Consider the following 25322-nt stretch of genomic DNA (forward strand, 5'->3'; position numbering starts at 1 on the left):
AGTGGAGTTTAGAGGAACAAGCCGGGACCCGGGCGACTTCCTTCGGGGAATCTGACGCCTACCTTACCAATCTTGTTCCCTTCCATGACAGCCACAGTCCAAAGGGTGTTGTTCCATTCCACCTGGTCACCGACTACCGGCGCACCGCCCACTTTCTGGGCAATGAAGTGGCCCAGGGACATGTTTGGATCGATGCCTTCGACTTTCAACCCGTACAGGGCAGCAACCGCGCCCAGCTGGGCGTCTCCTTCGAGTACGAAGTCGCCGAAGAAGCGCAAATCCAGCCCCCGTTGCGGGGCCTGACTGAAGAGTTTTCCGAGGGCCGGAAGGTTGTGTTCATGGCCAATCACGCAGAGCAAATCATCGACTTCGAGCACCGTACTACCCGACGGATGGAGCAATTGTTGACCACGAAACAGGGCCGCGATACGAGTACCTTCGGGCATTTTCAGCTCGCGAAGAGGGGATCCAATGCACCATTTCTCGGCACCGAGGCGATACACGAACAGCTCCCACTCGCTGGTGACATGCACTTCCAGTGCCGATCGGGAGATGGGCAAAGGCTCAGGCGGGACGGTCACTTTCAAAAGCTTGGCAACCCACGGCAGGCTCGTGCCCTGCACCAGCAGCGACACCAGCACGATAAAGAACGCCAGATTGAAATACAGCTGCGCATTGGGCAGCCCCGCCATCAGCGGGAACACCGCGAGAATGATCGGTACGGCACCGCGCAGGCCCACCCAGGAAATGAATGCCTTTTCGCGACCATGGAATGCCTTGAAGGGCAACAAGCCGACCAGCACTGAGAGCGGACGGGCAAACAGAATCATCCACAGCGCCAGGCCCAGCGCCGGCAAAGCAATCGGCAACAGGTCATGGGGTGTAACCAACAGCCCCAACACGAGGAACATGCCGATCTGGGCCAACCAGGCCATGCCGTCGAGCATGTGCAAAATGCCATGGCGACTGCGGACCGGGCGGTTGCCAATCACCAGGCCACACAAGTAAACCGCCAAAAAGCCGCTGCCGTGCAGGGCGTTGGTCAGGGCAAACACGACGAGGCCGCCGGCAATCACCAGAATCGGATAAAGGCCGGTGGCCAGGTGGATACGGTTGACCAGTTGCAGCATGAGCCAACCGCCGCCGAGGCCGATGACGCCACCGATACCGAACTCACGCAGCAAGTGTCCGAGCAGACTCCAGTGCAGGCCGGTCTGGCCGCTGGCGAGCATGTCGATCAGGGTCACGGTGAGAAACACCGCCATCGGGTCGTTGCTGCCGGATTCGATTTCCAGGCTCGCGCTCACCCGTTCGTTCAAGCCCTTGCCACCCAGCAACGAAAACACGGCCGCGGCGTCGGTAGATCCAACAATGGCGCCGATCAACAGGCCCTGGATCATGTTCAAGTCGAACAACCACGCCGCCGCCATTCCGGTCAGCCCGGTGGTGATCAACACCCCGACGGTGGCCAGCGACAGTGCCGGCCATAACGCCACGCGAAAACTCGCCACCCGGGTGCGCAAGCCGCCGTCGAGCAAGATCACTGCCAGGGCGAGGTTGCCGACCAGATAAGCCGTTGGGTAGTTATCGAAAATAATGCCGGCACCGTCGACACCGGCCGCCATGCCCACCGCGAGGATGATCACCAGAATCGGGATACCGAGGCGCGATGAAAGTGAGCTCACCAGAATGCTCGCACCTACCAGCAACGCGCCGATCAAGAACAGGCTGTTGATGGTCGTCGCATTCAAAGGCAGTACTCCAGAAAGCTAAAGGCGGGCACAAACTGACCATGCAGTCTGCGTGCCAGCGATTCTAACCTGTTGAAATGTGATGCTGTCAAAAAGCTTTTAACGTGAGTCGACTGATGATCGTTCCCACGCTCTGCGTCCCACGCGGAGCGTGGGAACGATCAGTCGCAGGTTACAGGCTAAATCGCCCAACCATGTTGTTCAGGTCCAGCGCCAGACGCGACAGCTCGTTGCTGGCAGCGCTCGTCTGGTTGGCCCCCGTGGCCGATTGTACCGACAGATCACGAATGTTCACCAGATTGCGGTCCACTTCACGGGCCACTTGCGCCTGTTCTTCGGCCGCGCTGGCGATCACCAGGTTGCGCTCGTTGATTTCGACGATGGCGCTATTAATAGTGTCCAGCGACATGCCTGCACCACGAGCGATGTTCAAGGTCGACTCGGCGCGCTCGGTGCTGTTACGCATCGAATCCACCGCGTGTTCAGTGCCGCTCTGGATGCTACCGATCATGCGCTCGATTTCGCTGGTCGACTGCTGGGTGCGATGGGCCAGGGCACGCACCTCGTCGGCGACCACCGCGAAACCACGACCGGCTTCACCAGCACGGGCTGCTTCGATGGCGGCGTTCAAAGCCAACAGGTTCGTCTGATCGGCCAGGCCGCGAATCACGTCCAGCACTTTGCCGATGTCTCGCGACTCGTTGGCCAGATCGCCGATCAGGTTGGCGGTGCTTTGTACGTCGGCGCTCATGCGCTCGATGGCACTGACAGTTTCCTGCACCAAGTCACGACCGTCGCCCGCCGAAGTGGTGGCGTTTTTCGAAGCCTCGGAGGTGCTCACGGCGTTGCGGGCGACTTCTTCCACGGCGCTGGTCATTTCGTTGACGGCGGTGGCGGCCTGCTCGATTTCGTTGTTCTGCTGAGTCAGGCCACGGGCGCTTTCGTCAGTGACACTGTTGAGCTCTTCCGCGGCGGACGCCAGTTGCGTGGCCGAACCGGAAATCCGTTGCAGGGTGTCGCGCAGTTTTTCCTGCATCTTCGCCATCGCGGCCAGCAAACGACCGGCTTCATCTTCGCCGTCGACGGTGATCGGGCGCGTCAGGTTGCCTTCGGCGATTTCTTCGGCGGCGCTCAGTGCGTTGGCGATGGGCTTGGTGATGCTGTTAGTCAGTAGCCAGGCGAACAGCAGGGTCAGGCCGGTGGCGATGACCAACAGGGTCACCGTCAGGTTGAAGGCCGAGGAGTATTGGTCGACGGCTTGCTGATTGGTGTCGAGGGTCTGCTGGGTGTTGATTTCCAGCAAACGGTTCAGTACGACGTTGATCGCTTCAGAGTTGTTCAGCAAATCGGTATTGAGCAGCGTGCGCAGTTCGTCGACCTGATTGTTGCGCGACAGGCTCTTCATCCTGTCTTCGATCTGGCGATACTGCCCCAGCAGCTGCACATACTGATCATAGGCCGCACGTTCCTGCGGGCTGGCGATCAGTTTTTCGTAGACGACTTGAGCCGCTCGGATCTGTTGGTTGCGGGTTTCCAGCAGGTCCATGGTTTTCTGCTGGACGTCCGGCTCGCGGTTTACCAACAGACGGTAAGACAGGACGCGCAGGCGCAGGGTCAGCTGAGTGAATTCGTCGAGGCTTTTGATGCTCGGTACGCTGTTCGAGGTGATTTCCTCGGCGGCGCCGCGAATCTTGCTCATCTGGTTCAGCGCGAACACCCCCAGAACCAGCATCAAGCTGCCAATCAAGGCAAAACCGAGGAACGCCCGCGGTGCAATATTCATATTTCGTAAAGACATGGTGTTCACCGAAAAAAGCGCATCCGTGCGGGGCTGAGACTGCTGTATGCATGACTTATCGGTCATACGACTAAAGTCTTGAGGTGTTGCGCGCTTTTGTCGCACAAGGGCTGCGGCGACGAAGTGCAGGAACCAGATCCGCCAATCACAGTCTTTAAAGCTCGCGAGGAAGGTCGCCCGCCAGGAAAATCAAGGCCTTGCGCCTGCATAACCCTGGCATCTGTGGTGACTTTTCTTTATCGTACGCGCCCTTTGAAAATGCCCGGAAAATCAAAATGTTGGAAGCATCCCTAAGCCAATTGGAACAACTGGTCAGCGACCTAGTGCAGCAGAACCAGACCCTGCTCGGCACCAATCAATCCCTGAGTGCGGAACTGGCCCAGGTCAAGGATGAAAACGAAAGCCTGCAACTGAGCCTGATGGAACAGGAAGAGAAACAAGGCGCCACCGCGGCACGCATTCAGGCCTTGGTTGAGCGCGTCAGCGCCGGCCCTGTCAGCGCATGAGTTACGGCGCCGCAGGGGTAAAAGTCGTCTCGATTCTGGGGGAGGACTATTCGATCAAGGCGCCGGCCGGGGAAGAGCAGACCCTGCTGGACGCCGCATTAATGTTGAAGGCCGCTCTGGCCGAGACCAAAAAGAAATACCCGACGCTGATCGGTGACCGCTTGCTGGTGCTGGCGGCGATGAATCTGTGCTCGCAGCAGATCGAAATGCAAAAGCGTCACCAGCAAGAACTCGACCGTTACCAAGAGCAAGTCAGCGCCACGGTTGAAGTGATCGCCAAGACAATCAATCAGGCCTGATCAGCTTTGCGCACAACCAAAGAATAAATTGTCGTTTGTGTTGTATACAATCGGCATGGCTGTTGCAGTGTTTCAGCCTCTTATTCTTTGGGGGTGCTCCATGCAGTTCTGGCGACGCAGTATTCAATGGCAGTTGATCCTGAGCATGGGCACCGCCCTGCTGGTCAGTATTCTGATCGTGGTTGGCGTTTATACCCTCGTGGTCAACCGCCTCGCCCAGCGCTATCTGGTCGAACAAGCGCTACCGTCGAGCATCGAAGCGATGCGCAACGACATCGAACGCATCCTCGTTCAACCCCTCACCGCCGCCAAGGACATCGCCAGTAACAGCATGGTTCGCGACTGGTTGGCCGGGGGTGAAAGCAGTGCCCAGACCGCTGGCTTCGTCAGTTACCTGGAAGGCATTCGCGCCGAGCACAAAGCCTTTACCGCGCTGATCATCGGTGCCGCTTCAAACCATTACTTCACGGAAAAGGGCCTGGATCGCACGCTCAGCCGTTCCAATCCCAACGACGCCTGGTTCTATTCGTTCCTCGACAGCAACCAGCCGCGCACCCTCAATATCGACAATGACACCGCCACCGGTGAGTTGGCGCTGTTCATCGACCTCAAGGTCGAACAGGCCGGCAAAGTCGTGGGCGTCGCCGGGCTGGGCCTGAGCATGAAAGAGCTGTCGGAGCTGATCCACAATTTCAACTTCGGTGAGCGTGGCAAGGTCTATCTCGTGCGCTCCGACGGTTTGATCCAGATTCACCCCGAGACGCAGTTCAGCGGCAAACGCACGCTGATCGAACAGATCGGCGCCCCGGCAGCGCAAGCGGTCATGGGGCAGCTCTCTACCTCCACCGCGTTCACCACCAGCAGTTTTGTCCGCGATGGCGAAGATTTTCTGGCGTTGAGCCTGCCGCTGCGTGATTTGGGTTGGACCTTGGTGGCCGAAGTGCCGCAGTCGCAGATCTACGCCGAAGCCCGCCGGGCGATGTGGATGAGCAGCGGCATCGGCCTGGCGGTGGCGTTGGTGTGCCTGTTGCTGGTGGTGTTGCTGGCCCGTGGATTGGTGCGACCGATTCGTCAGGTAACAGCGGCGCTGGTAGCCATCGGTAGCGGTGGTGGAGATTTGACCCACAGGTTAGATTCCAGTCGCGCCGATGAGCTGGGTGACCTCGCTCGGGGCTTCAATCGCTTCCTGGAAAGTCAGCGCGACATGATTGGCGAAGTCCTGGCCACCAGTGAGCGCTTGCGTACGGCGGTCGGTCAGGTGGCGCGGGTGGTCGACAACACCGCCGAGCGTTCCGGACGTCAGCAGGAAATGACCGACATGGTCGCCACCGCCGTTCACGAGATGGGCCTGACCGTGCAGGAAATCGCGCAGAACGCCGGCAACGCGGCCGTCGCTTCGCAAACTGCGCGAGATGAAGCACTGCAGGCGCGGGAGGTGGTGGGCGGATCGATCCGGCATATCGAAAGCATGTCCGAGGAGATTGGTATTGCTGCCGGCGCGGTGGGCGAGTTGGCTCATCAGGTGGCGTCTATCGATCAGGTGTTGGCGGTGATTCGCGGGATTTCCGAACAGACCAATTTGCTGGCACTCAATGCCGCTATCGAAGCGGCGCGGGCCGGGGATATGGGGCGCGGGTTTGCGGTGGTGGCGGATGAAGTGCGGACATTGGCGCGGCGGACTCAGTCGTCCACCGACGAGATCCAGCAGATGATCGGCAGCCTCAAGCAGGGCGCGGAGAATGCGGTGTCATCCATGTACGCCGGGCAAGCGGCGACCGGCACGGGTGTTGAGTCGAGTCAGCGCACCGGGGCGTCGTTGACGGCGATTACCGGGCAGGTCGAGCGCATCAGCGATATGAACCATCAGGTCGCGACGGCGACGGAAGAGCAGTCGGCGGTGACGGAAGAGATCAACCGTAACGTGCAGGGGATTTCTGATTTGGCGCGGGCCACGGCGGGGGAAGTCAGGGCTTGCCGTGAAGACTGTCAGACGTTGCAGCGCTTGGCCGATGATCTGGCGCGGCAGATGGGTAGTTTCAAACTCACCTAACCGATCGTTCCCACGCGCAGCAAAGGAATGCAGCCCGGGACGCTCCGCGTCCCATTGGAACGCGGAGCGTCCCCTGAGGCATTCCCACGCGGAGCGTGGGAACGATCAGTGTGAGGGGGTTAGAACCACTCATCCTGCATGCTCAGACACACATCATCCCGAGCCTCAAGAATCGCCAGCTCATGGTGGCAACCCGGCACTTCCCATGTCAGAAAATACCGCGCCGCCTGCAGCTTGCCTCTATAGAAGCTCACGTCCGCCGCGTTGCCTTTGGCCAACCCTTCCTCGGCGCGAATCGCCTGTTCCAGCCAGCGCCAACCAATCACCGTGTGCCCGAACACTTTCAGGTACAGCGCCGAGTTCGCCAGGCTGCTATTCACCTTGCCTTGGGCCAAATCGGTCAGCAGGCCAATAGTCACGGCGTGCAGGCGTGCCACCAGTTTCTCCAGCGGTTCACGCAGCGGCGTCAGCGATTCATAGGCCTGCGCCCGTTCGGTGGTATCGGCAATCAGGCGGATCAATTGCTTGAGCCCCGCCCCCCCGTTCTGCGCCAGCTTGCGTCCCAGCAAGTCAAGCGACTGAATGCCGTGAGTCCCTTCATGGATCGGGTTCAGGCGGTTGTCGCGGTAGTACTGCTCCACCGGGTACTCACGGGTGTAACCGTGACCGCCGAGAATCTGGATCGCCAGTTCGTTGGCCTTGAGGCAAAACTCCGACGGCCAGGATTTGACGATCGGCGTCAGTAAATCCAGCAGCTCATGGGCTTGTTTGCGTTCGGTTTCGGTTTCCAGAGTCGTGGTGTCGTCGAACAGTCGTGCCGCGTACAACCCAAGGTCAAACGCGCCTTCGACGTAGGATTTTTGGGTCAGCAACATGCGTTTAACGTCGGCGTGCTGAATGATCGCCACCGGTGCGGTGGTCGGATCCTTGCTATCCGGCACTCGACCTTGCGGACGCTCGCGGGCGTATTCCAGGGAGTACAGGTACCCGGCGTAACCCAGCATCACCGCGCCCATGCCGACGCCGATCCGCGCCTCGTTCATCATCTGGAACATGTAGCTCAAACCGTGGTGCGGCTTGCCCACCAGATAGCCGACACACTCGCCGTTATCACCGAAGTTCAGCGCGGTGGACGTAGTACCGCGCCAGCCCATCTTATGGAACAGCCCGGCCAGCAATACGTCGTTGCGCTTGCCGAGACTGCCGTCATCGTTGACCAAAAACTTGGGCACGATAAACAGCGAAATGCCTTTCACCCCGGCCGGTGCGTCGGGCAGTTTGGCCAGCACCATGTGCACGATGTTTTCCGACAGCGGGTGATCGCCACCAGAGATGAAGATCTTGTTGCCCTTGAGTCGATACGTGCCGTCGGACGCAGGCTCGGCGCGGGTACGAATATCCGACAGTGACGAACCGGCGTGGGGCTCGGTCAGCGCCATGGTGCCGAAGAAGCGACCGTCGATCATCGGTTGCAGGAAGCGCTGCTTCTGCTCATCAGTGCCGAAGCTTTCAATCAGGTTCGCGGCGCCCATGGTCAGGAATGGGTAAGAGGTCGACGCCGCGTTGGCCGACTGAAAGTGCGCAAAGCAAGCTTGCGACAGCAGCGTAGGAAGTTGCATGCCGCCGGCATCGAAACTACGCGCGGCGTTGAGGAAACCGGCTTCAAGGAAGGCATCCACCGCCGGTTTCACTTCCGGAATCAGAATCGCCTGACCGTCTTCATAGCGCGGTTCGTTCTCGTCGCCCTTGCGGTTGTGCGGGGCGAAGAACTTCTCGGCGATGCTGCGGGCGGTACAGATAGCCGCATCGAAGGTCTCGCGGTTGTGCTCGGCGAACCGCTCACGCTGCGTCAGGCCTTCGGCATCAAGGACTTCATACAGCTCGAAAGCCAGATTGCGGGAACTGAGCAACGTCTCGGACATGGCGGCCTACCTTTTTTGGGAATGGGCCGAGTCTAGGCGTGGGAATAGAGACTGAACAGGATGATTGATCTTGGTGATGGAGAAGCAAAAGATCTTGCTTCAAAAAAAACCGGACACCCATTGCAGGTGCCCGGTCTTATCGCGGTTTAGCCGATCGTCATCAAACTGGCATTACCACCCGCCGCAGCGGTGTTCACGCTCAACGCACGCTCGATCACCAGGCGCTCCAACGCAATGTTGGTTTCGCCCTGCGACAAACCATGAACCCCGACGATCGCGCCGGCACGCTTGGCCACTTGCTGGCAGACCGCACGCAACTGGTCGGAATGGCCATGATGCAGAACCGCATCAATTACCACCTCGTCCTTGGTCCAGTCGGCAACCCGCTTGATCCGCGCCTGGATTTCTTTCGGCAGGCGTGCGAACAGTGCCTTGCCCGGTTCAGCGTCCGGCCATACCGCCGAGCCGCCTACGGCCAATACCGCAGCCAGCTGGGTCAGCAAATCGCCTTCGACTTCCGCCAGGCACAGCACGTGTTCGCGCGGCAGGATGGCGTAGCTGTTGCGCTCGCCGGTCGGGCCCGCCAGAACACGGGTGATCCCGCTTTGCGATTGCGCCGCGAACTGTACGCACAGGGCGCTCAAGTCAGCGAACTTGTTGCTGTCGGCCCAGGCTTTCAGCGCGGTCAGCGGTTTGCTCATGGCATCACGCAGACGGACGTCCGGTGCAGCGAGAGCGTCGCCGCGGGCGAAGGATTGTTCGATCGCATCGGTAGGGCGTGTCGACAGCAAGCGGTACAGGTACAGCGGACCACCGGCTTTCGGGCCAGTGCCCGACAGGCCTTCACCGCCGAACGGTTGCACGCCGACCACAGCGCCGACGATGTTGCGGTTCACATAAACGTTACCCGCGTTGACGTTGTCGATCACCTTGGCGATGGTCTCGTCGATGCGAGTGTGTACGCCCAGGGTCAGGCCGTAGCCGGAAGCATTGATCTGGCCGATCAGTTGATCGATCTCTTTGCGCTTGTAGCGAACCACGTGCAGCACCGGGCCGAAGATCTCCCGTTGCAGTTCGTCGAAGCTTTCCAGTTCGATCAGGGTCGGCATCACGAAGGTGCCGCGTTTGACTTCTTCGCTGTTGGCGATGGCCACCTGGTACACGTTGCGACCTTTGTCGCGCATGGCCTGGATGTGCTTCTCGATGCCCGCCTTGGCTTCGGCGTCGATCACCGGGCCGATGTCCACGGACAGGCGCTCTGGATTACCGAGACGGCATTCAGCCATGGCGCCCTTGAGCATTTCGATGACACGGTCGGCGGAATCTTCCTGCAGGCACAGTACCCGCAGCGCCGAGCAACGCTGGCCAGCACTGTCGAAAGCCGACGACACCACGTCGATCACCACCTGTTCGGTCAGTGCCGAGGAGTCGACGATCATCGCGTTCTGACCGCCAGTTTCAGCGATCAGCGGAATCGGACGACCCTGTGCATCCAGGCGGCCGGCGACGTTGCGCTGCAGCAAACGTGCGACTTCGGTGGAGCCGGTGAACATCACGCCTTTGACGCGATCATCGCCGACCAGACGGGCGCCGACGGTTTCGCCACGGCCCGGCAGCAGTTGCAGCACGCCTTCCGGAATCCCGGCTTCGAGCAGCAGACGCACGGCTTGAGCAGCCACCAGCGGGGTTTGTTCCGCAGGTTTGGCCAGTACCGGGTTACCGGCGGCCAGGGCAGCAGCGACCTGACCACTGAAGATGGCCAGCGGGAAGTTCCACGGGCTGATGCAGACCACTGGACCCAACGGGCGGTGGGCATCGTTGGTGAAATCGTTGCGAGCCTGCACCGCGTAATAACGCAGGAAATCCACGGCTTCACGCACTTCGGCGATGGCGTTGGCGAAGGTCTTGCCGGCTTCGCGAGCCAACAGGCCCATCAATGGCTGGATCTCGCCTTCCATCAAATCGGCGGCACGTTCCAGGATCGCAGCGCGTTCGGCCGGCGGGGTGGCCTGCCAGATCGGTGCGGCGTTCAGGGCGCACTGGATCGCATTGTCGACGTCTTCGACGGTGGCTTCCTGCACATGGCCAACCACATCACGCAGATCGGACGGGTTGAGGACTGGTGCAGGGGGCTCGGTGCTGGACGCGCAACCGAGCATCGGCGCCGCTTTCCAGTTGTTGTGAGCGGTGGCCAGCAGGGCGCACGACAGGGAAGCCAGACGATGTTCGTTGGCCATGTCGATGCCGCTGGAGTTGGCGCGCTCGGCACCATAAAGATCACGCGGCAGCGGGATACGCGGGTGCGGCAGGCCGAAGCCGCCTTCCAGCGTAGCCATCTGCTCGATGCTGGCCACCGGATCGGCCACCAGCTCCTGAATCGAAATGGACTGGTCGGCGATACGGTTGACGAACGAGGTGTTCGCGCCGTTTTCCAGCAGACGACGCACCAGGTACGCCAGCAGTGTTTCGTGCGTGCCAACCGGTGCATACACGCGGCACGGGCGGTTCAGCTTGCCTTCGGAAACTTTGCCTACAACCTGTTCGTACAACGGTTCACCCATGCCGTGCAGGCACTGGAACTCGTACTGACCGGGGTAATAGTTCTGACCGGCGATGTGGTAGATGGCCGACAAGGTATGGGCGTTGTGCGTGGCGAACTGCGGATAAATGACTTCCGGCACCGACAGCAGTTTGCGTGCACACGCGATGTATGAAACGTCGGTGTACACCTTGCGGGTGTACACCGGATAGCCTTCCAGACCTTCGACCTGGGCGCGCTTGATTTCGCTGTCCCAGTACGCGCCTTTCACCAGACGAATCATCAGGCGATGACGGCTGCGGCGAGCCAGGTCGATCACGTAGTCGATCACGTATGGGCAACGCTTCTGGTACGCCTGGATCACGAAACCGATGCCGTTCCAGCCGGTCAGTTGCGGCTCAAAGCACAGACGCTCCAGCAGATCCAGCGACAGTTCGAGGCGGTCGGCTTCTTCGGCGTCGATGTTCAGGCCGATGTCGTATTGCTTGGCCAACAGAGTCAGCGACAGCAGGCGCGGGTACAGCTCTTCCATCACGCGCTCGTACTGGGCGCGGCTGTAACGCGGATGCAAGGCGGACAGCTTGATCGAAATGCCCGGGCCTTCATAAATCCCGCGACCGTGGGACGCTTTGCCGATCGAGTGGATGGCTTGTTCGTACGAGGCCAGGTATTTCTGGGCGTCATGCTCGGTGAGTGCGGCTTCACCCAGCATGTCGTAGGAATAGCGGAAGCCCTTGGCTTCGAACTTGCTGGCGTTGGCCAAGGCTTCGGCGATGGTTTCGCCGGTAACGAACTGCTCGCCCATCAGGCGCATGGCCATGTCGACGCCCTTGCGGATCATCGGCTCGCCGCTCTTGCCAATGATGCGGCTCAGGGAGGAAGTCAGGCCAGCTTCGTTGTGGGTGGCGACCAGTTTGCCGGTCAGCAGCAAGCCCCAGGTGGCGGCGTTGACGAACAGCGACGGGCTGTTGCCCAAGTGCGGCTGCCAGTTGCCGGTGCTGATTTTGTCGCGGATCAGGGCGTCACGGGTGCCTTTGTCCGGGATGCGCAGCAGCGCTTCGGCCAGGCACATCAGCGCTACGCCTTCCTGGGACGACAGGGAAAATTCCTGCAACAGGCCCTGAACAATCCCGGCACGGCCGCCGGCGCTTTTCTGATTACGCAGTTTCTCGGCAATCGAGGCGGCGAGCTTGTTGGTGGCTTCGGCCATCGGTGCCGGCAGGCGCGCCTGCTCGATCAGCATCGGCACCACTTCAGGTTCCGGGCGACGGTAGGCGGCAGTGATAGACGCGCGCAGCACCGATTGCGGCAGGATGCTTTCAGCGAATTCCAGGAAGCACTGATGCGCGTGATCGACGTGGATCTCGCCCGCTTCGTCAGCGTCCTTGCCGTTCAAACCGTTCAGCTCGGACAGGGTTGCACCACCCTCGAGTTTTTCCAGGTAATTGAAAATTGCCTGCTTGATCAGCCAGTGCGGCGTGCGATCAATCGAGGTCGCGGCGGCCTTGAGGCGTTCGCGGGTCGGGTCGTCAAGTTTGACCCCAAGAGTGGTGGTAGCCATATTTTTATCCTCATGTTTGCCACGACCGCGTGGCATCAGCTGGCGGCAAGATTAGCTGTGCGTCGGTCGAGGTGCAACCGGGTGCAACCCTTTTTTTGTCGGAATAATAAGCAGCTCGTCAGGAAACTGATTCTGGTACATCCCTCCCATGCCTGCTTGGTGCTTTTACTTCTAGTGCAACCCGAAAACGCCCTAAAAAGGAGCAAAAACCGACCCTTTTCAGGAAAATCCGACTAGGTGCAACTTATTCGCACGAAACTGGTTGCACCTTATTTGCTTTGTTGAATAGCATTCGCGGCCAAGGTGCAACCGGTCCAAAGATCGGTGTGCCGGCTGATGGCTTTCCTGGGGAAACATCAGTCATAAATGCGCGGGATCCGGAATCGTCGGTCAAACGTTGTCGTTTGCGATCGGTTCACCAGCCGCCGCTACATAAAAACAATGCCAGGGCGTAACTCAATGAGCGTAAGCAATCCAACCCTGATCACGTTCGTGATCTACATCGCAGCAATGGTGCTGATCGGCTTCATGGCCTATCGCTCCACCAACAACCTTTCTGACTACATTCTGGGCGGTCGTAGCCTGGGCAGCGTCGTGACTGCACTCTCCGCTGGTGCTTCCGACATGAGCGGCTGGTTGTTGATGGGCCTGCCGGGCGCTATCTACATGTCCGGTCTTTCCGAAAGCTGGATCGCCATCGGCCTGATCATCGGTGCTTACCTGAACTGGCTGTTCGTCGCCGGCCGTCTGCGCGTGCAGACCGAGCACAACGGCGATGCACTGACCCTGCCGGATTACTTCTCCAGCCGTTTTGAAGACAAAAGCGGCCTGCTGCGGATTATCTCCGCGGTCGTGATCCTGGTGTTCTTCACCATCTACTGCGCTTCCGGCATCGTGGCCGGCGCCCGTCTGTTCGAAAGCACCTTCGGCATGTCCTACGAGACAGCGCTGTGGGCCGGTGCTGCGGCGACGATTGCCTACACCTTCGTCGGTGGTTTCCTGGCAGTGAGCTGGACTGACACCGTACAAGCTACGCTGATGATCTTCGCTCTGCTGCTGACGCCAATCATCGTGCTGCTGGCGACCGGCGGCGTCGACACCACGTTCCTGGCCATCGAAGCGCAAGACGCCAGCAACTTCGACATGCTGAAAAACACCACCTTCATCGGTGTGATTTCGCTGATGGGCTGGGGGCTGGGCTACTTCGGCCAGCCGCACATCCTGGCGCGTTTCATGGCTGCGGATTCGGTCAAGTCGATTGCCAAAGCGCGTCGCATCTCCATGGCCTGGATGATCCTGTGCCTGGGCGGCACCGTCGCTGTAGGTTTCTTCGGTATCGCTTACTTCTCGGCGCACCCTGAACTGGCCGGTCCTGTGACCGAAAACCACGAGCGTGTGTTCATCGAACTGGCGAAAATCCTGTTCAACCCATGGGTTGCTGGTGTGCTGCTGTCGGCCATCCTGGCTGCAGTGATGAGTACCCTGAGCTGCCAACTGCTGGTGTGCTCGAGCGCCCTGACCGAAGACTTCTATAAAACCTTCCTGCGTAAAACCGCTTCCCAGATGGAACTGGTCTGGGTCGGCCGTGCCATGGTGCTGCTGGTTGCCCTGATTGCTATCGCTCTGGCGGCTAACCCGGAAAACCGTGTACTGGGTCTGGTCAGCTACGCTTGGGCTGGTTTCGGTGCCGCTTTCGGTCCAGTCGTCCTGATCTCCGTGATCTGGAAAGACATGACCCGCAACGGCGCACTGGCCGGCATCCTGGTCGGCGCGATCACCGTGATCGTCTGGAAACACTTCGAACTGCTGGGCCTGTACGAAATCATCCCTGGTTTCATCTTCGCCAGCCTGGCGATCTACTTCGTCAGCAAAATGGGGGCACCGACCGCCGGCATGCTTCAGCGCTTTGCCGCGGCCGAGAAGGATTTCCGCCTGAACCAGTGATGGGGATGAGCTGATGCTCTGATCTTTTGCTGAATATGAAAACGGTCCGCTTCTCTTTGGAGGCGGGCCGTTTTTGTTTGCGCAGGGCGTGAAGTAACGAAGTTCTACTGTGGGAGCGGGCTTGCCCGCGATAGCGGTGGGTCAGTCAATGTATGTGTGACTGGCAGGCCCCTATCGCGGGCAAGCCCGCTCCCACAGTTTTTCGGTGGTGCTTCTGACAGGAATGTCTGTAGTTCTCTATCCCGATTTTTGAAGGAAAATTCCCTAAAAAAGTAGGGTAAATCTGATTTCCTTGTCCCTCCGTCAACACCCCTTGTCGCTCATGCAGAATCGCCCGCCTTCATTCTGCAGAGACACATCGGATGTTCGCGCCTGCCAATCAACCGCGTTTCACGTTGACCCTCGACGGCGTCCAGAATGAGCTCAAGGTACTTGAGTTCACGGGCAAGGAAGCCATCAGCCAACCCTACCGTTTTGACCTGGAACTGGTCAGCGAACGCCCGGATCTGGAGCTCGAAAGCCTGCTGCACCGTCAGGCGTTTCTGAGTTTCGATGCACAAGGTTCCGGTATTCACGGTCAGATTTTTCGCGTCGGCCAGAGCGATTCCGGCCAACGTCTGACGGGCTACCAAATCAGTCTCGTGCCGCGCCTGGCATACCTCGCTCGGCGCATCAATCAGCGAATCTTCCAGCATAAAAGCGTGCCGGCGATCGTCACGCAAATTCTCAAAGACCACGGCATCCAGCGCGATGCCTTCGAGTTCCGGCTCGGTAGCGACTACCCCGATCGCGAGTATTGCGTGCAATACGCCGAAAGCGATCTGGCGTTCATCCAGCGGTTGTGTGCCGAGGTCGGCATTCACTACCACTTCCAGCACAGCCCCGACGGGCACCTGTTGGTGTTCGGTGATGACCAGACGGTTTTCCCCCGCCTGCCCACACCGACGCTGTACCTGCCGGGCAGCGGGATGGCCGCGGATGCACCGGCCATCAAGCGTTTCAATGTACGGCTGGAAACCCGGACCACCGCAGTTACCCGTCGCGACTACGACTTCAAGAAGCCGCGTTTGCAACTCGAAAGCCGCCTCGACAGCGAGCAGCGACCGGTGCTGGAGGACTATCACTTTCCCGGCCAATTCACCGATCGCGAACACGGCAAACATCTGGCTCAACGGACCTTAGAGCGCCACAGTGCAGATTACCGCCTGGCCGAAGGTCGCGGCGACGAATCTGCTTTGGTCAGTGGGCATTTCCTGCACCTGGCCGAACACCCGCGTCAGGCGTGGAATGACCTGTGGTTGATCACCGAAATCGAGCACCGTGGCCGGCAGCCGCAGGTGCTGGAAGAGTCGGCCACCAGCGAGAGCCCGGATGATTTCCAGGGCTATCGCAATACCTTTCTGGCGACGCCGTGGGACGTTTCCTTTCGCCCGCCGCTGGGGCCAGAAAAGCCGCGCATGCTTGGCTATCAGCCCGCCGTGGTCACCGGCCCGACTGATAGCGAAATCCATTGCGACGAGTACGGTCGGGTCAAGGTTCAACTCGCTTGGGACCGTGACGGTCAGCTCAACGAGCATTCCAGTTGCTGGCTGCGTGTCGCCACTGGCTGGGCGCATGACCGCTACGGCAGCGTGATGATTCCGCGCGTCGGCATGGAAGTGCTGGTGGGATTCGTCGACGCCGATGCGGATAAACCGCTGGTCATGGGCTGCCTGCCCAACGCGGCGACCCCGGTGCCACTCGATCTGCCGGCGGACAAGACCCGCAGCATTTTCCGCAGCCAAAGCAGTCCCGGTGGCGGCGGTTACAACGAAATGCGCATCGAGGATCGCAAAGGCGCTGAGGAAATCTACCTGCGCGCCCAGCGAAACTGGACTCAGCATGTACTGAACGATCAGCAGGTGCAGGTCGATAACCAGCGCAGCATCGTCGTCACCGGCACCGCCCGCCATGAACTGAAGGCTGACGAAAAACGCATCACCCACGGTCAGCGCCAGACCGAAGTGCGGCTGGACGATCACTTGGTAGTGGTCGGCGACCGGCACATTCGCGTGACCAGTCAGGCCCTCAATGCCAGTCAACAATTCCACGTCAGCGCTGGCCAGCAAGTGGTCATCGACGGCGGCGCCAGCGCGACCATTCAGGCGGGCGGGCAGTGGATCAATATCGGCCCCGGCGGGATTTTCAGCAGCGTGCCGATCCAGGTCGGTGGTGCGCCGATGGCGGCCATGCCCGCTGCGCCGAGCCTGCCGGATGTTCCGTTGAAACTCGCCACCGCCCCGGCGGCGCTGCTCAGTGCCGCACAAATACTCAGCCTGCAAAGCGACGCGCCGTTCTGTGAAGAATGCGAGCGCTGCAAGGACGGTGTTTGTGCCGCCTGATGCCTTGTCACCTCACGCCTGGCTGGAGCGCCAGCCGCTGCAGCCGTCGGAGCAACTGTTCGCGATTTTCAGCAGTGCCAGTGCGGCTGAACCGTTCAAAGCCTGGCAACGCTCGATCACGGCCCAAGCGCCGAGCCCGATTTGGGCTGATACCGCTTACGCCGAGTGGGAAGCGGTGATGCCCTATGTCGGAATCGTCGCTGCTGGCAGTGAGTTTTTGGAGTGGGTTGCTACGACCGAGTCCCTCGATTGGGGCTGGTTGGCGGTTTCTGCGGCCAGTCATCAAGCGCTGGTCGAGCACCTTCGCTCTCTCACGCAAGCGCTGCTTCCCAACGGCGACAAGGTGTTTTTTCGGTTCTGGGATGGGCGCTATCTGCTGCCAATTCTGCAATCCGCCGAGGTTGATTCCGTGCAGCTGCTGCCGCTGATCGGGCGTTGCCTGATCAATGGCCAGCCGCTGGATATTGATGGCAGCGCGCTGAAAACCGCCAGGGTTTTCCCCTGGTGGGAAGTTTCCGAGTCACTGCTCAACCACCTCGCCACCGAGTCCGCGACAACGCATATCAACAACTTGCTGAAGTGGTTGAGCGAAGACCGTCCTGATCTTTATGAGGCGTTTTCCGAAAGTGTGTTGCGGCACAAAGTCGCGAGTTTTCTTGAGACGCCCGACCTGCCTCAAGCGCCGAAATCAGCGTTGGTGGATTACCTGATGACGGAGCTGGACTGATGGATCAGATCGTACGGATCGAGCAGGAGCTCGACGGTTTCAAAGACACACTGGTTTTGTATCGCCAACAGCTTGGCAACTTCTTGAGCAGGAATGCGGACAGGGTCAGCCGGGCGATGGACATGCCTTCGCTGTTGGACATGGAGCGGCTGATAAAACTTGGCACTACGACTACAGCGGTGGGTAGTCGTGACGATTATTTTTTCTCGGGTTTAGCGCGGTGTCCTGCGAGCGGAATACTGCAGATCGAGAGCAAGTTCGAATCGGTTTATGACATCCCGTTGGGGAATATTTCGGTCGATGTGATTGCCGTTGATGGCGGTGAAAGTACACCGGTCTTGCTCGATGAAAACGGTAAAGGGCAGTTCGAAGGCACACCGGGAAAGTTTTATCGCGTTCATGTCCAGGGTGAAGTTGCGCCCTCGAAGATCAACGAACTTTTTGATTCCTACAAAGGCCTCTCCAGCGACCTGGAAGACTGGTTACGCAGTGAGTGGGAGGGGTTCAAGCCGCAGTGGTCGCAATCGACTTTTGCGGCTGCCGGTAACGGCATGCTCGCGGGAAGTTGGGCGGCGGTCATGGGCGTTTGGGACAGCCTCAGCCTGCTGTCGGACATTCTTCAGGATCCCCGCAAGTTCGTTGAGCGTTTGGGCAGCGGCGCTGATGAGTTGGTCAGGCTCGCGGAAACAGCGCCGCAGGTCATGGCAAAAGTCCAACTGCTGGCCAGTGACGAAGCGGCGCTGTGTTTACTGTTGCGTACTGCCAGTCTCTGGCTGGAAATGCTCCCGCCCAGCGAGATCGCCGGCAACGCGGCAGAGGCGGCCAGCCAAGTCATCGTCTCGGTGCTGATCGATATTCTGATTGCTTCGGTACTGGCTTTCACAGGTGTCGGCATACCCGCCGCCAAAGCCTATTTAATGGCTCGCGGGCTCAAATACGGGATGGGGTTGGCCAGTCTCGCGATGCGCTTCGTCGAGACGACGTTCAATATCCTCAGCACCTTCATGAAGTACGTCGACCAGTACAAGGCGGTCGCCGCACGCGGTGTTGCCGCGGGTCTGAAAAAAGGCCGGATGCAACTGCGCTGGGACGCCAAACGCAACACCACACTGAAAAAAGACGAGCACCACGACGACTCCCCGGATCAGGCGAAAAACCCCAACGGCGACAGCGCCACGTGCGTGCCGTCTACCTGCAAAAACGGCTGCCCGGTATCGATGGTTACCGGCGAAGAACTGCTGACCCTCACCGACGGTTCCCTGGACGGCCTCCTACCGTTCGACTTCACCCGGCTCTACCGCACCAGCGCCGCCGAGATCGATGTCGGCCTCGGTTTTGGCTGGAGTCATTCGCTCGCCCATCGGCTGGAAATCGACGGCGACCAGGTCATCTGGATCGACCACGAAAACCGCCGCACCACGTTCCCGCTGCCATCTATTGAGCGCCCGGCGATCCACAACAGCCTCTCGCGCGCGGCGATTTATCTCGGCTATGACCCCGAGGAACTGATCCTCGCCCAGGCTGGCGACGACACGCGTTTCTACCACTTTCACAACGGTCGGCTGACGGCGATCAGCGACGCGTACGACAACCGATTGCGCATCACCCGCGACCGCCAGGAGCGCATCCAACGCCTCGACAACGGCGCGGGCCGCGCCTTGCTGTTGCGTTATGACCGCGCCCACCTGATCGCTGTCGACTACCAGGTGTTTGTCCCGGCGCAGCCCCTCGACGAGGCCTGGCACACCGAGCAGACGCTGGTCAGTTACCGCTATGACGAATGCGCTCAACTGATCGAAGCGAGCAACGCCGCTGGCGAAAGCGAGCGTTACGACTACGACGACCGGCACGTGATCCTGCAGCGGCAATTGGCCGGTGGGGCAAGTTTCTTCTGGGAGTGGGAAAGGTCCGGCAAGGCGGCCAGATGTATCCGGCACTGGGCGTCGTTTGCGCAGATGGATACGCGCTACGTCTGGGATGACCAGGGCAGCGTCACCGTCCAGAACATCGACGGCAGTGAAGAGGTTTACGTCCACGATGACCGGGCGCGGCTGGTGCGCAAGGTCGAGCTGAATGGTGGCGAACACCTCAAGGCCTACGACGATCAGGGCCGGCTGATTGCCGAGCAGGATCCGCTTGGAGCCGTCACCGAATACCGCTACGACGAAGTCGGACGGCTGGTGGCGCTGATTCCGCCCGAAGACGAGCCGACGGCCTACGAATACCGCAACGGATTCCTGCATGCGCGCTATCGCGGTAAAGCGGTATGGACCTACCGGCGCAATGCCCAAGGGGATGTCACCGAGGCCACCGATCCGGACGGGCAGGTCACTCACTATCACTACGACGCTCAGGGGCGCTTACTGTCGATCCGCTACCCGGACACCAGCCGCCATGTGTTTGTCTGGAATGCCTTGGGACAGTTGCTCGAAGAGACCTTGCCCGATGGTGGGCAGCGGCGCTTTTCCTACGATGCGCAGGGGCGTCAGCTTACCCGTCAGGACGAACACGGAGCTATCACCCAATACCAATGGGATGCCGTCGGGCGCCTGATCCAGACGACGTTGCCTACTGGTGCCAGTCGCGGGTTTAGCTACAACGCCTACGGCAAGATCACCGCCGAACGCGACGAACTCGGCCGGATCACCCGCTACGAATACGCCGACGGCCTGCACCTAGTCAGCCGCCGGATCAATCCCGACGGCACCCAGCTCCAGTACCGCTACGACAACGCGCAGCTGCTGCTCACAGAAATCGAAAACGAATCCGGCGAAAAATATCAGCTGGATTACACGCCTAACGGCTTGATCCGACAGGAAACCGGTTTCGACGGCCGCCGCTCCGCGTACGCCTACGACCTAAACGGTCATCTGCTGGAGAAAACCGAGTTCGGTGATGACGGCTCGCAGCTGGTTACGGGCTATCAACGAGATTCGGCCGGACGGTTGTTGGTCAAGACCTTGCCCGACGGGGTTAAGGTCGAATACCGCTACGACGCGCTGGGCCGACTGACCGGCGTCGACGATGGCCACGATCGCCCGCTGGAGTTCGAGTACGACCAGCAGGACCGCCTGATCAACGAGCACCAGGGCTGGGGCACCTTGCGCTATGGCTACGACGCCTGCGGCCAACTCAACCGCCTGCGCCTGCCGGACGGCAGCAAACTCGACTACCACCACGCCAAGGGCGGTGCGCTGACGGCCATCGACCTCAACGGCACGCGGCTCACCAACCACCAATTCACCTTCGGCCGCGAACAACAACGCCAGCAAGGTCAGCTCACCAGCCACTATCACTATGACGAACAGGGCCGGTTGCAGGCCCACGCGATCAACCAATCAACCAAACCGCTGTACTTGCGCCACTACAGCTACGCCGTCAACGGCAACCTGGCGACCATCGCCGACAGCCGCCACGGCCAGCGCAGCTATTACTACGACGCACTCAACCGCCTGACCCGCGTGCGCCACACCCGCGACGACCCGCCGGAAACCTTCGCCCACGACCCGGCCGGCAACCTGCTGATGCAGGACCGCCCTGGCCCGGCGACCGTCAAAGGCAATCGCCTGTTGATGCAAGGCGACCGCCATTACGACTACGACGCCTTCGGCAACCTGATCCGCGAACGCCGCGGCACCGGGCAGAAACTCGTCACCGAATACCGCTACGACTGCCAGCATCGGCTGGTCGGCGTCACCACGCCGGACGGTCGTTGCTCAAGCTACCGCTACGATGCCTTCGGCCGCCGCATCACCAAAACCGTCGACGGCAAAACCACCGAGTTCTTCTGGCAAGGCGACAACCTCGTCGCCGAAAGCAGCCGCGAGCACTACCGCAGCTACGTCTATGAGCCCGGCAGCTTCCGCCCGCTGGCCATGCTCGACGGCAAAGGCCCGAAAAAGGCCTGCCCGTTCTACTACCAGCTCGATCACCTGGGCACACCGCAGGAACTGACGGATTTCGGCGGCGACATCGTCTGGTCGGCGAAGTACAACGCCTACGGCAAAGTCACGCGCCAGACGTTCGGCGGGGGCGAGCAACTTGAACAGCCGCTACGGTTTCAGGGCCAATACTTCGACACCGAGAGCGGCCTGCACTACAACCGGCATCGGTACTATGATCCGGACGTTGGCCGATACCTGACGCCGGACCCGGTGAAGTTGGTGGGTGGGCTGAACCAGTACCAGTACACGCCGAACCCGACGGGGTGGGTTGATCCGTTGGGGTTGAGCGGGAATTGCCCGCCACCGAATAAGCCTGGGTGTGGGGCGCCGGATGATACGACTGGCGCTAGGGTTGATGAAGGTGAGCCGGCGCTGCCGAAGCTGACTGGTGATCAGCGGAGGATGCGGATTGATGTGTTGGCTGAGGCAAATGCTAAGAGGCGGGTCATAGAGTTTGAGAAAAAGTACGGCATGCACACCGTGGCAAAACATAATCCGGAAATACCTGGCAAAGCGCTAAAGCAGAGATCTATTGATGGCAGTCATCCAACAAAGAAAGGCAAAAAGGAGAAGATTAATCCAAGTTCCCAGTTTAAAAGCTGGTTGCTCCAGATGCATGCAATAAATGATGCTGTTTCTAGAATGAGTCGAAAGCCTTCAGCTCCCACGGGTTTTACTCAATCAGGGGATCCCGTTGTAAGGAGAGAAATGCCGGGTGGCGGTAGAGGGTATAAGCCTAATAAAAAGGATTTACAAAGCCCGAGATATATAGATGAGTTAAATTATTCAGAGGTTAGGTTTCGTCAAGGTGGTGTAGTTAAGCCCTATACTGCATTCCCAGATTAGGATAAGTGAAAATGTTAAAGTGGCCTATGTATGATCTTCCTTTCGAGCCGACACTGTTGTATTGGTTGGGAGGTATTTCTATTTTTGATCGTGAGGACACCCGTGGCGAGGCTTTGTGGGCATATAACCCGAATGATAAATCTGATAGAGAAAAAATTATTAAGTTGTTTGTGTTGAGTAACCTTGAGTATCTGCCGTATAGACACCGATTTTTGATGTTGAAAATCCTCGAAGATGCCTTGGTGCAGATAAGTTTTGATTTTTCTACTCAGTTTGAAAGCGACTACGACGCCAATACGTCTATGGCTTGGGATGAAACAGAGATAGACGATCCTCGTGGTTTTTTTGAAGATATTTATAAGTTGGCAAGCGAAGAATGGAAAGACGACCTACATAAGGCCAGCCTTGAAGACCAATCTACTTGGTGACAGAGGGGCATTACAAGGCAGCGAAATTTCTGGGCAAGGTCGTCGGAAGTTTCCTTCAAAACGTATCGGTTTCCATGAACTGGTGCGAAGTGAGATCCATGGATAGTCTTTGGCTGTCGCTGCAAATGCAGTGGCAGGGTGTAGGAACCCTTGGAGATTCACCGCGCATCTGCGCTGTCGTTTGATTGCGGCACTTAATTCGTGTCCGTAAGATCGTTCGCGGCGGCTGTGCGCGGGACACGCTTCGGCGTGGCTGAGTCTGGTGGATCCTCAGTTTCCTACTCCCGCGTACGGCTGCCACCCAAGCCCGTAGGAAAGGCCGTTGGCAGCTTAAATTTATCCGCCAAAGGTCCCAAAAAATGAAAACACTGACCCCAGATCCTCCCTACGAAAAAATAGTCCCTCATCCCGAAAACCGCTTTATGGCATTGACCGGCAACTGCAACGACATGCCCACGCTATTCGTCGATACCCACGCGCCGCTGGATATCTTGACCGACACTGCCAACTATCGAATTCGCGCCGTCACTCAGGTGCTGGAAAACATGTCGATGCGCGGTTCCATCGAGTGCGAGTCCTTCATCCTTAGTGATTTTGCTTTGCTCTGTGCCATTCCATTGCGCGATGGGTGTGATGTGCTGGATGTGGTTGGGCGGCGTTTGCGGGCCCGGCCTTCGGAGTAACGCCGCAGAATGATCGTTCCCACGCTCCTGCGTGGGAATGCAGCCCGTGACGCTCTGCGTCACATCGGTGTCAGGCGCGAATTCGATTGCGTGGCTGGAACGCGGAGCGTCCCTTGAGGCATTCCCACGCGGAGCGTGGGAACGATCACCGTGTAGAGGTGGCGGCACCAGGATTGCCCGCTCAGCCGCGAACCCCTGACGTTCTGCGCCGTACAAGGTAAACTTCCCGGCCTTCGCAGGAGCAATCATGAATTATCGTCACGCCTTCCATGCCGGCAATCACGCCGATGTGTTCAAACACCTGACTTTGACCCGCCTCATCGCCTTGATGTCGCGCAAGGAGCAGCCGTTTGCCTATCTCGACACTCACGCCGGTATTGGTCTGTATGACCTGCAGGGCGATCAGGCCAGTCGTACCGGTGAGTACCTGGAAGGTATCGCGCGGTTGTGGGATCAGCCGGATTTGCCAGCACTGACTGCCGATTACATGAAGGTGCTGCACGACATGAACCCGGATGGCCAGTTGCGCTATTACCCGGGGTCGCCGGAGTTGGCGCGGCGTCTGACGCGGCCGCAGGATCGGGTGATGCTCAATGAGAAGCACCCCGAAGATGGCTTGCTGCTCAAGGACAACATGGCCGGTGATCGTCGGGTGAAGGTGCACTTGGGCGAGGGCTGGCATGTGCCGCGTGCGATGTTGCCGGTGCAGGAAAAGCGTGCGGTGATGTTGATTGATCCACCATTCGAGCAACTCGATGAGATGCAGCGTTGTGCGGCGTCGTTGAAAGAAGCGATTGGCCGGATGCGCCAGACGGTGGCGGCGATCTGGTACCCCGTGAAGGATCAGCGGGCGTTGCGGCGGTTCTATCAGGACTTGGCCGGCACGGGCGCGCCGAAGCTGTTGCGGGTGGAGTTGCTGGTGCATCCGTTGGATACGCCGAACAGTTTGAACGGGTCCGGGTTGGCGATTGCCAATCCGCCGTGGGGGCTTGAAGAGGAATTGCGTGAGTTGTTGCCGTGGTTGTCCAAGAAGCTTGGGCAGACCCAGGGTGGGTGGCAGATGGATTGGTTGATTGCCGAGAGTTGACCAGTGATCGTTCCCGCTTTGCGTGGAATGCAGCCCGGGACGCTCTGCGTCACCTAAAGGCGGAACGCGGAGCGTCCCCGGCGGCATTCCCACGCAGAGCGTGGGAACGATCAACGTCCGAAAATCAGATCGGGCAAGTCACGCCTGTACCGCCAATCCCGCAATACCCTTCAGGGTTCTTGGCCAGGTACTGCTGGTGATAGGCTTCGGCGAAGTAGAACGTCGGTGCTTCTTCGATTTCGGTGGTGATGGTGCCTTTTCCAGCCTTGGTCAGTTCGGCCTGGAACACCTCTTTACTGTGCTTGGCCGCAGCCAGTTGCGCCGGGTTGGTGGCATAGATTACTGAGCGGTACTGGGTGCCGATGTCATTACCCTGGCGCATGCCCTGGGTCGGGTTGTGCAGTTCCCAGAACATTTTCAGCAGCTCTTCGTAGCTGACTTTTGCCGGCTCGTAGACCACCAATACCACTTCGCTGTGGCCGGTCAGGCCCGAGCAGACTTCTTCATACGTCGGGTTCGGCGTAAAGCCGCCGGCGTAACCCGCCGCCGTACTGACCACGCCTTCGCGCTGCCAGAACTTGCGCTCCGCGCCCCAGAAGCAGCCCAGGCCGAAGATCGCGAAATCCACGTCCATCGCAAACGGGCCCAGCAACGGGGCGTCGTGGACGAAGTGTTTTTCCGGCACGGTCATTGGGGTTTCGCGGCCAGGCAGGGCTTGTTCTTTAGTCGGGAGCACGTTTTTGTTCACCAGGATTTCCGAGCGCAGAACCATGATCAGTCCTCTCAGTCAGGTTGAGATGTAAATAAACAGACTGCCAGTGTGCCTAATGCCGGTCAGTTACGCACTACCCCTGTG

Annotated in this window: 15 protein-coding genes and 2 pseudogenes; 11 read left to right on the forward strand and 6 right to left on the reverse strand. The window is 59.4% G+C overall.

The window, feature by feature from the left end:
- Nucleotides 1-8: 8 nt before the first annotated feature.
- The 3 genes and pseudogenes from PSH97_RS02085 to PSH97_RS28515 form a co-directional block, all read right to left on the reverse strand.
- Nucleotides 9-1751 carry a potassium/proton antiporter gene (locus PSH97_RS02085; RefSeq protein ID WP_305423995.1) on the reverse strand — a complete coding sequence of 581 codons (1743 nt, stop codon included), beginning with the start codon at nucleotides 1749-1751 and terminating at the stop codon, nucleotides 9-11.
- Between the two features lie 172 nt (nucleotides 1752-1923).
- On the reverse strand, nucleotides 1924-2796 hold the full coding sequence (locus tag PSH97_RS28510) for a methyl-accepting chemotaxis protein (RefSeq protein ID WP_407682176.1): 873 nt from the start codon (nucleotides 2794-2796) through the stop codon (nucleotides 1924-1926).
- A gap of 30 nt (nucleotides 2797-2826) precedes the next feature.
- Nucleotides 2827-3615: pseudogene (locus PSH97_RS28515) on the reverse strand (MCP four helix bundle domain-containing protein); the annotation flags it as partial.
- 209 nt (nucleotides 3616-3824) lie between these two features.
- Here PSH97_RS28515 and PSH97_RS02095 point away from each other — a divergent pair.
- From PSH97_RS02095 to PSH97_RS28525, 4 genes and pseudogenes are all read left to right on the forward strand, one after another.
- On the forward strand, nucleotides 3825-4055 hold the full coding sequence (locus PSH97_RS02095; RefSeq protein ID WP_007903194.1) for a hypothetical protein: 231 nt from the start codon (nucleotides 3825-3827) through the stop codon (nucleotides 4053-4055).
- Nucleotides 4052-4354 carry a cell division protein ZapA gene (locus PSH97_RS02100; protein WP_007903196.1) on the forward strand — a complete coding sequence of 101 codons (303 nt, stop codon included), beginning with the start codon at nucleotides 4052-4054 and terminating at the stop codon, nucleotides 4352-4354. The genes PSH97_RS02095 and PSH97_RS02100 overlap by 4 nt, the downstream gene beginning before the upstream one ends.
- Nucleotides 4355-4616: 262 nt before the next feature.
- Nucleotides 4617-5489, forward strand: a pseudogene (locus PSH97_RS28520) (cache domain-containing protein); the annotation flags it as partial.
- Between the two features lie 207 nt (nucleotides 5490-5696).
- Nucleotides 5697-6404: a methyl-accepting chemotaxis protein gene (locus PSH97_RS28525; protein WP_407682177.1), complete on the forward strand. Its 708-nt coding sequence runs from the start codon at nucleotides 5697-5699 to the stop codon at nucleotides 6402-6404.
- Between the two features lie 119 nt (nucleotides 6405-6523).
- On the opposite strand, the gene PSH97_RS02110 is transcribed toward PSH97_RS28525, so the two are convergent.
- Both PSH97_RS02110 and putA read right to left on the reverse strand, forming a co-directional pair.
- Nucleotides 6524-8326 carry an acyl-CoA dehydrogenase gene (locus PSH97_RS02110; RefSeq protein WP_305447908.1) on the reverse strand — a complete coding sequence of 601 codons (1803 nt, stop codon included), beginning with the start codon at nucleotides 8324-8326 and terminating at the stop codon, nucleotides 6524-6526.
- Between the two features lie 146 nt (nucleotides 8327-8472).
- Nucleotides 8473-12426: a trifunctional transcriptional regulator/proline dehydrogenase/L-glutamate gamma-semialdehyde dehydrogenase gene (gene putA / locus PSH97_RS02115; RefSeq protein ID WP_305447909.1), complete on the reverse strand. Its 3954-nt coding sequence runs from the start codon at nucleotides 12424-12426 to the stop codon at nucleotides 8473-8475.
- Nucleotides 12427-12885: 459 nt separating this feature from the next.
- Between putA and putP the strand changes: the two genes are divergently transcribed.
- From putP to PSH97_RS02150, 7 genes are all read left to right on the forward strand, one after another.
- Nucleotides 12886-14370, forward strand: coding sequence for a sodium/proline symporter PutP (gene putP, locus PSH97_RS02120; RefSeq protein ID WP_305447910.1), 1485 nt, complete (start codon nucleotides 12886-12888; stop codon nucleotides 14368-14370).
- Between the two features lie 362 nt (nucleotides 14371-14732).
- Nucleotides 14733-16751, forward strand: coding sequence for a type VI secretion system Vgr family protein (locus tag PSH97_RS02125; protein WP_305447911.1), 2019 nt, complete (start codon nucleotides 14733-14735; stop codon nucleotides 16749-16751).
- Nucleotides 16741-17478: a DUF4123 domain-containing protein gene (locus PSH97_RS02130; protein WP_305447912.1), complete on the forward strand. Its 738-nt coding sequence runs from the start codon at nucleotides 16741-16743 to the stop codon at nucleotides 17476-17478. Before PSH97_RS02125 ends, PSH97_RS02130 begins: the two co-directional genes overlap by 11 nt.
- Nucleotides 17478-22268 (forward strand): RHS repeat-associated core domain-containing protein, encoded by a 4791-nt coding sequence (locus tag PSH97_RS02135; protein ID WP_305447913.1) that lies wholly within the window; start codon nucleotides 17478-17480, stop codon nucleotides 22266-22268. The genes PSH97_RS02130 and PSH97_RS02135 overlap by 1 nt, the downstream gene beginning before the upstream one ends.
- Before the next feature lie 11 nt (nucleotides 22269-22279).
- Complete coding sequence (locus tag PSH97_RS02140) at nucleotides 22280-22696, forward strand: hypothetical protein (protein ID WP_305447914.1); 417 nt, start codon at nucleotides 22280-22282, stop codon at nucleotides 22694-22696.
- Nucleotides 22697-23055: 359 nt separating this feature from the next.
- The gene (locus PSH97_RS02145) at nucleotides 23056-23379 is read left to right on the forward strand and encodes a hypothetical protein (protein WP_305447915.1); all 324 of its coding nucleotides are present in this window, start codon (nucleotides 23056-23058) and stop codon (nucleotides 23377-23379) included.
- A gap of 247 nt (nucleotides 23380-23626) precedes the next feature.
- Nucleotides 23627-24466 carry a 23S rRNA (adenine(2030)-N(6))-methyltransferase RlmJ gene (locus tag PSH97_RS02150; RefSeq protein WP_305447916.1) on the forward strand — a complete coding sequence of 280 codons (840 nt, stop codon included), beginning with the start codon at nucleotides 23627-23629 and terminating at the stop codon, nucleotides 24464-24466.
- Between the two features lie 124 nt (nucleotides 24467-24590).
- Here the strand turns inward: PSH97_RS02150 and msrA are convergent, their stop codons facing one another.
- Nucleotides 24591-25238: a peptide-methionine (S)-S-oxide reductase MsrA gene (gene msrA / locus PSH97_RS02155; RefSeq protein ID WP_305447917.1), complete on the reverse strand. Its 648-nt coding sequence runs from the start codon at nucleotides 25236-25238 to the stop codon at nucleotides 24591-24593.
- Between the last annotated feature and the right edge of the window lie 84 nt (nucleotides 25239-25322).

Origin of the sequence: Pseudomonas cucumis (assembly GCF_030687935.1) — a bacterium.
In the GTDB taxonomy this organism is placed as follows: domain Bacteria; phylum Pseudomonadota; class Gammaproteobacteria; order Pseudomonadales; family Pseudomonadaceae; genus Aquipseudomonas; species Aquipseudomonas cucumis.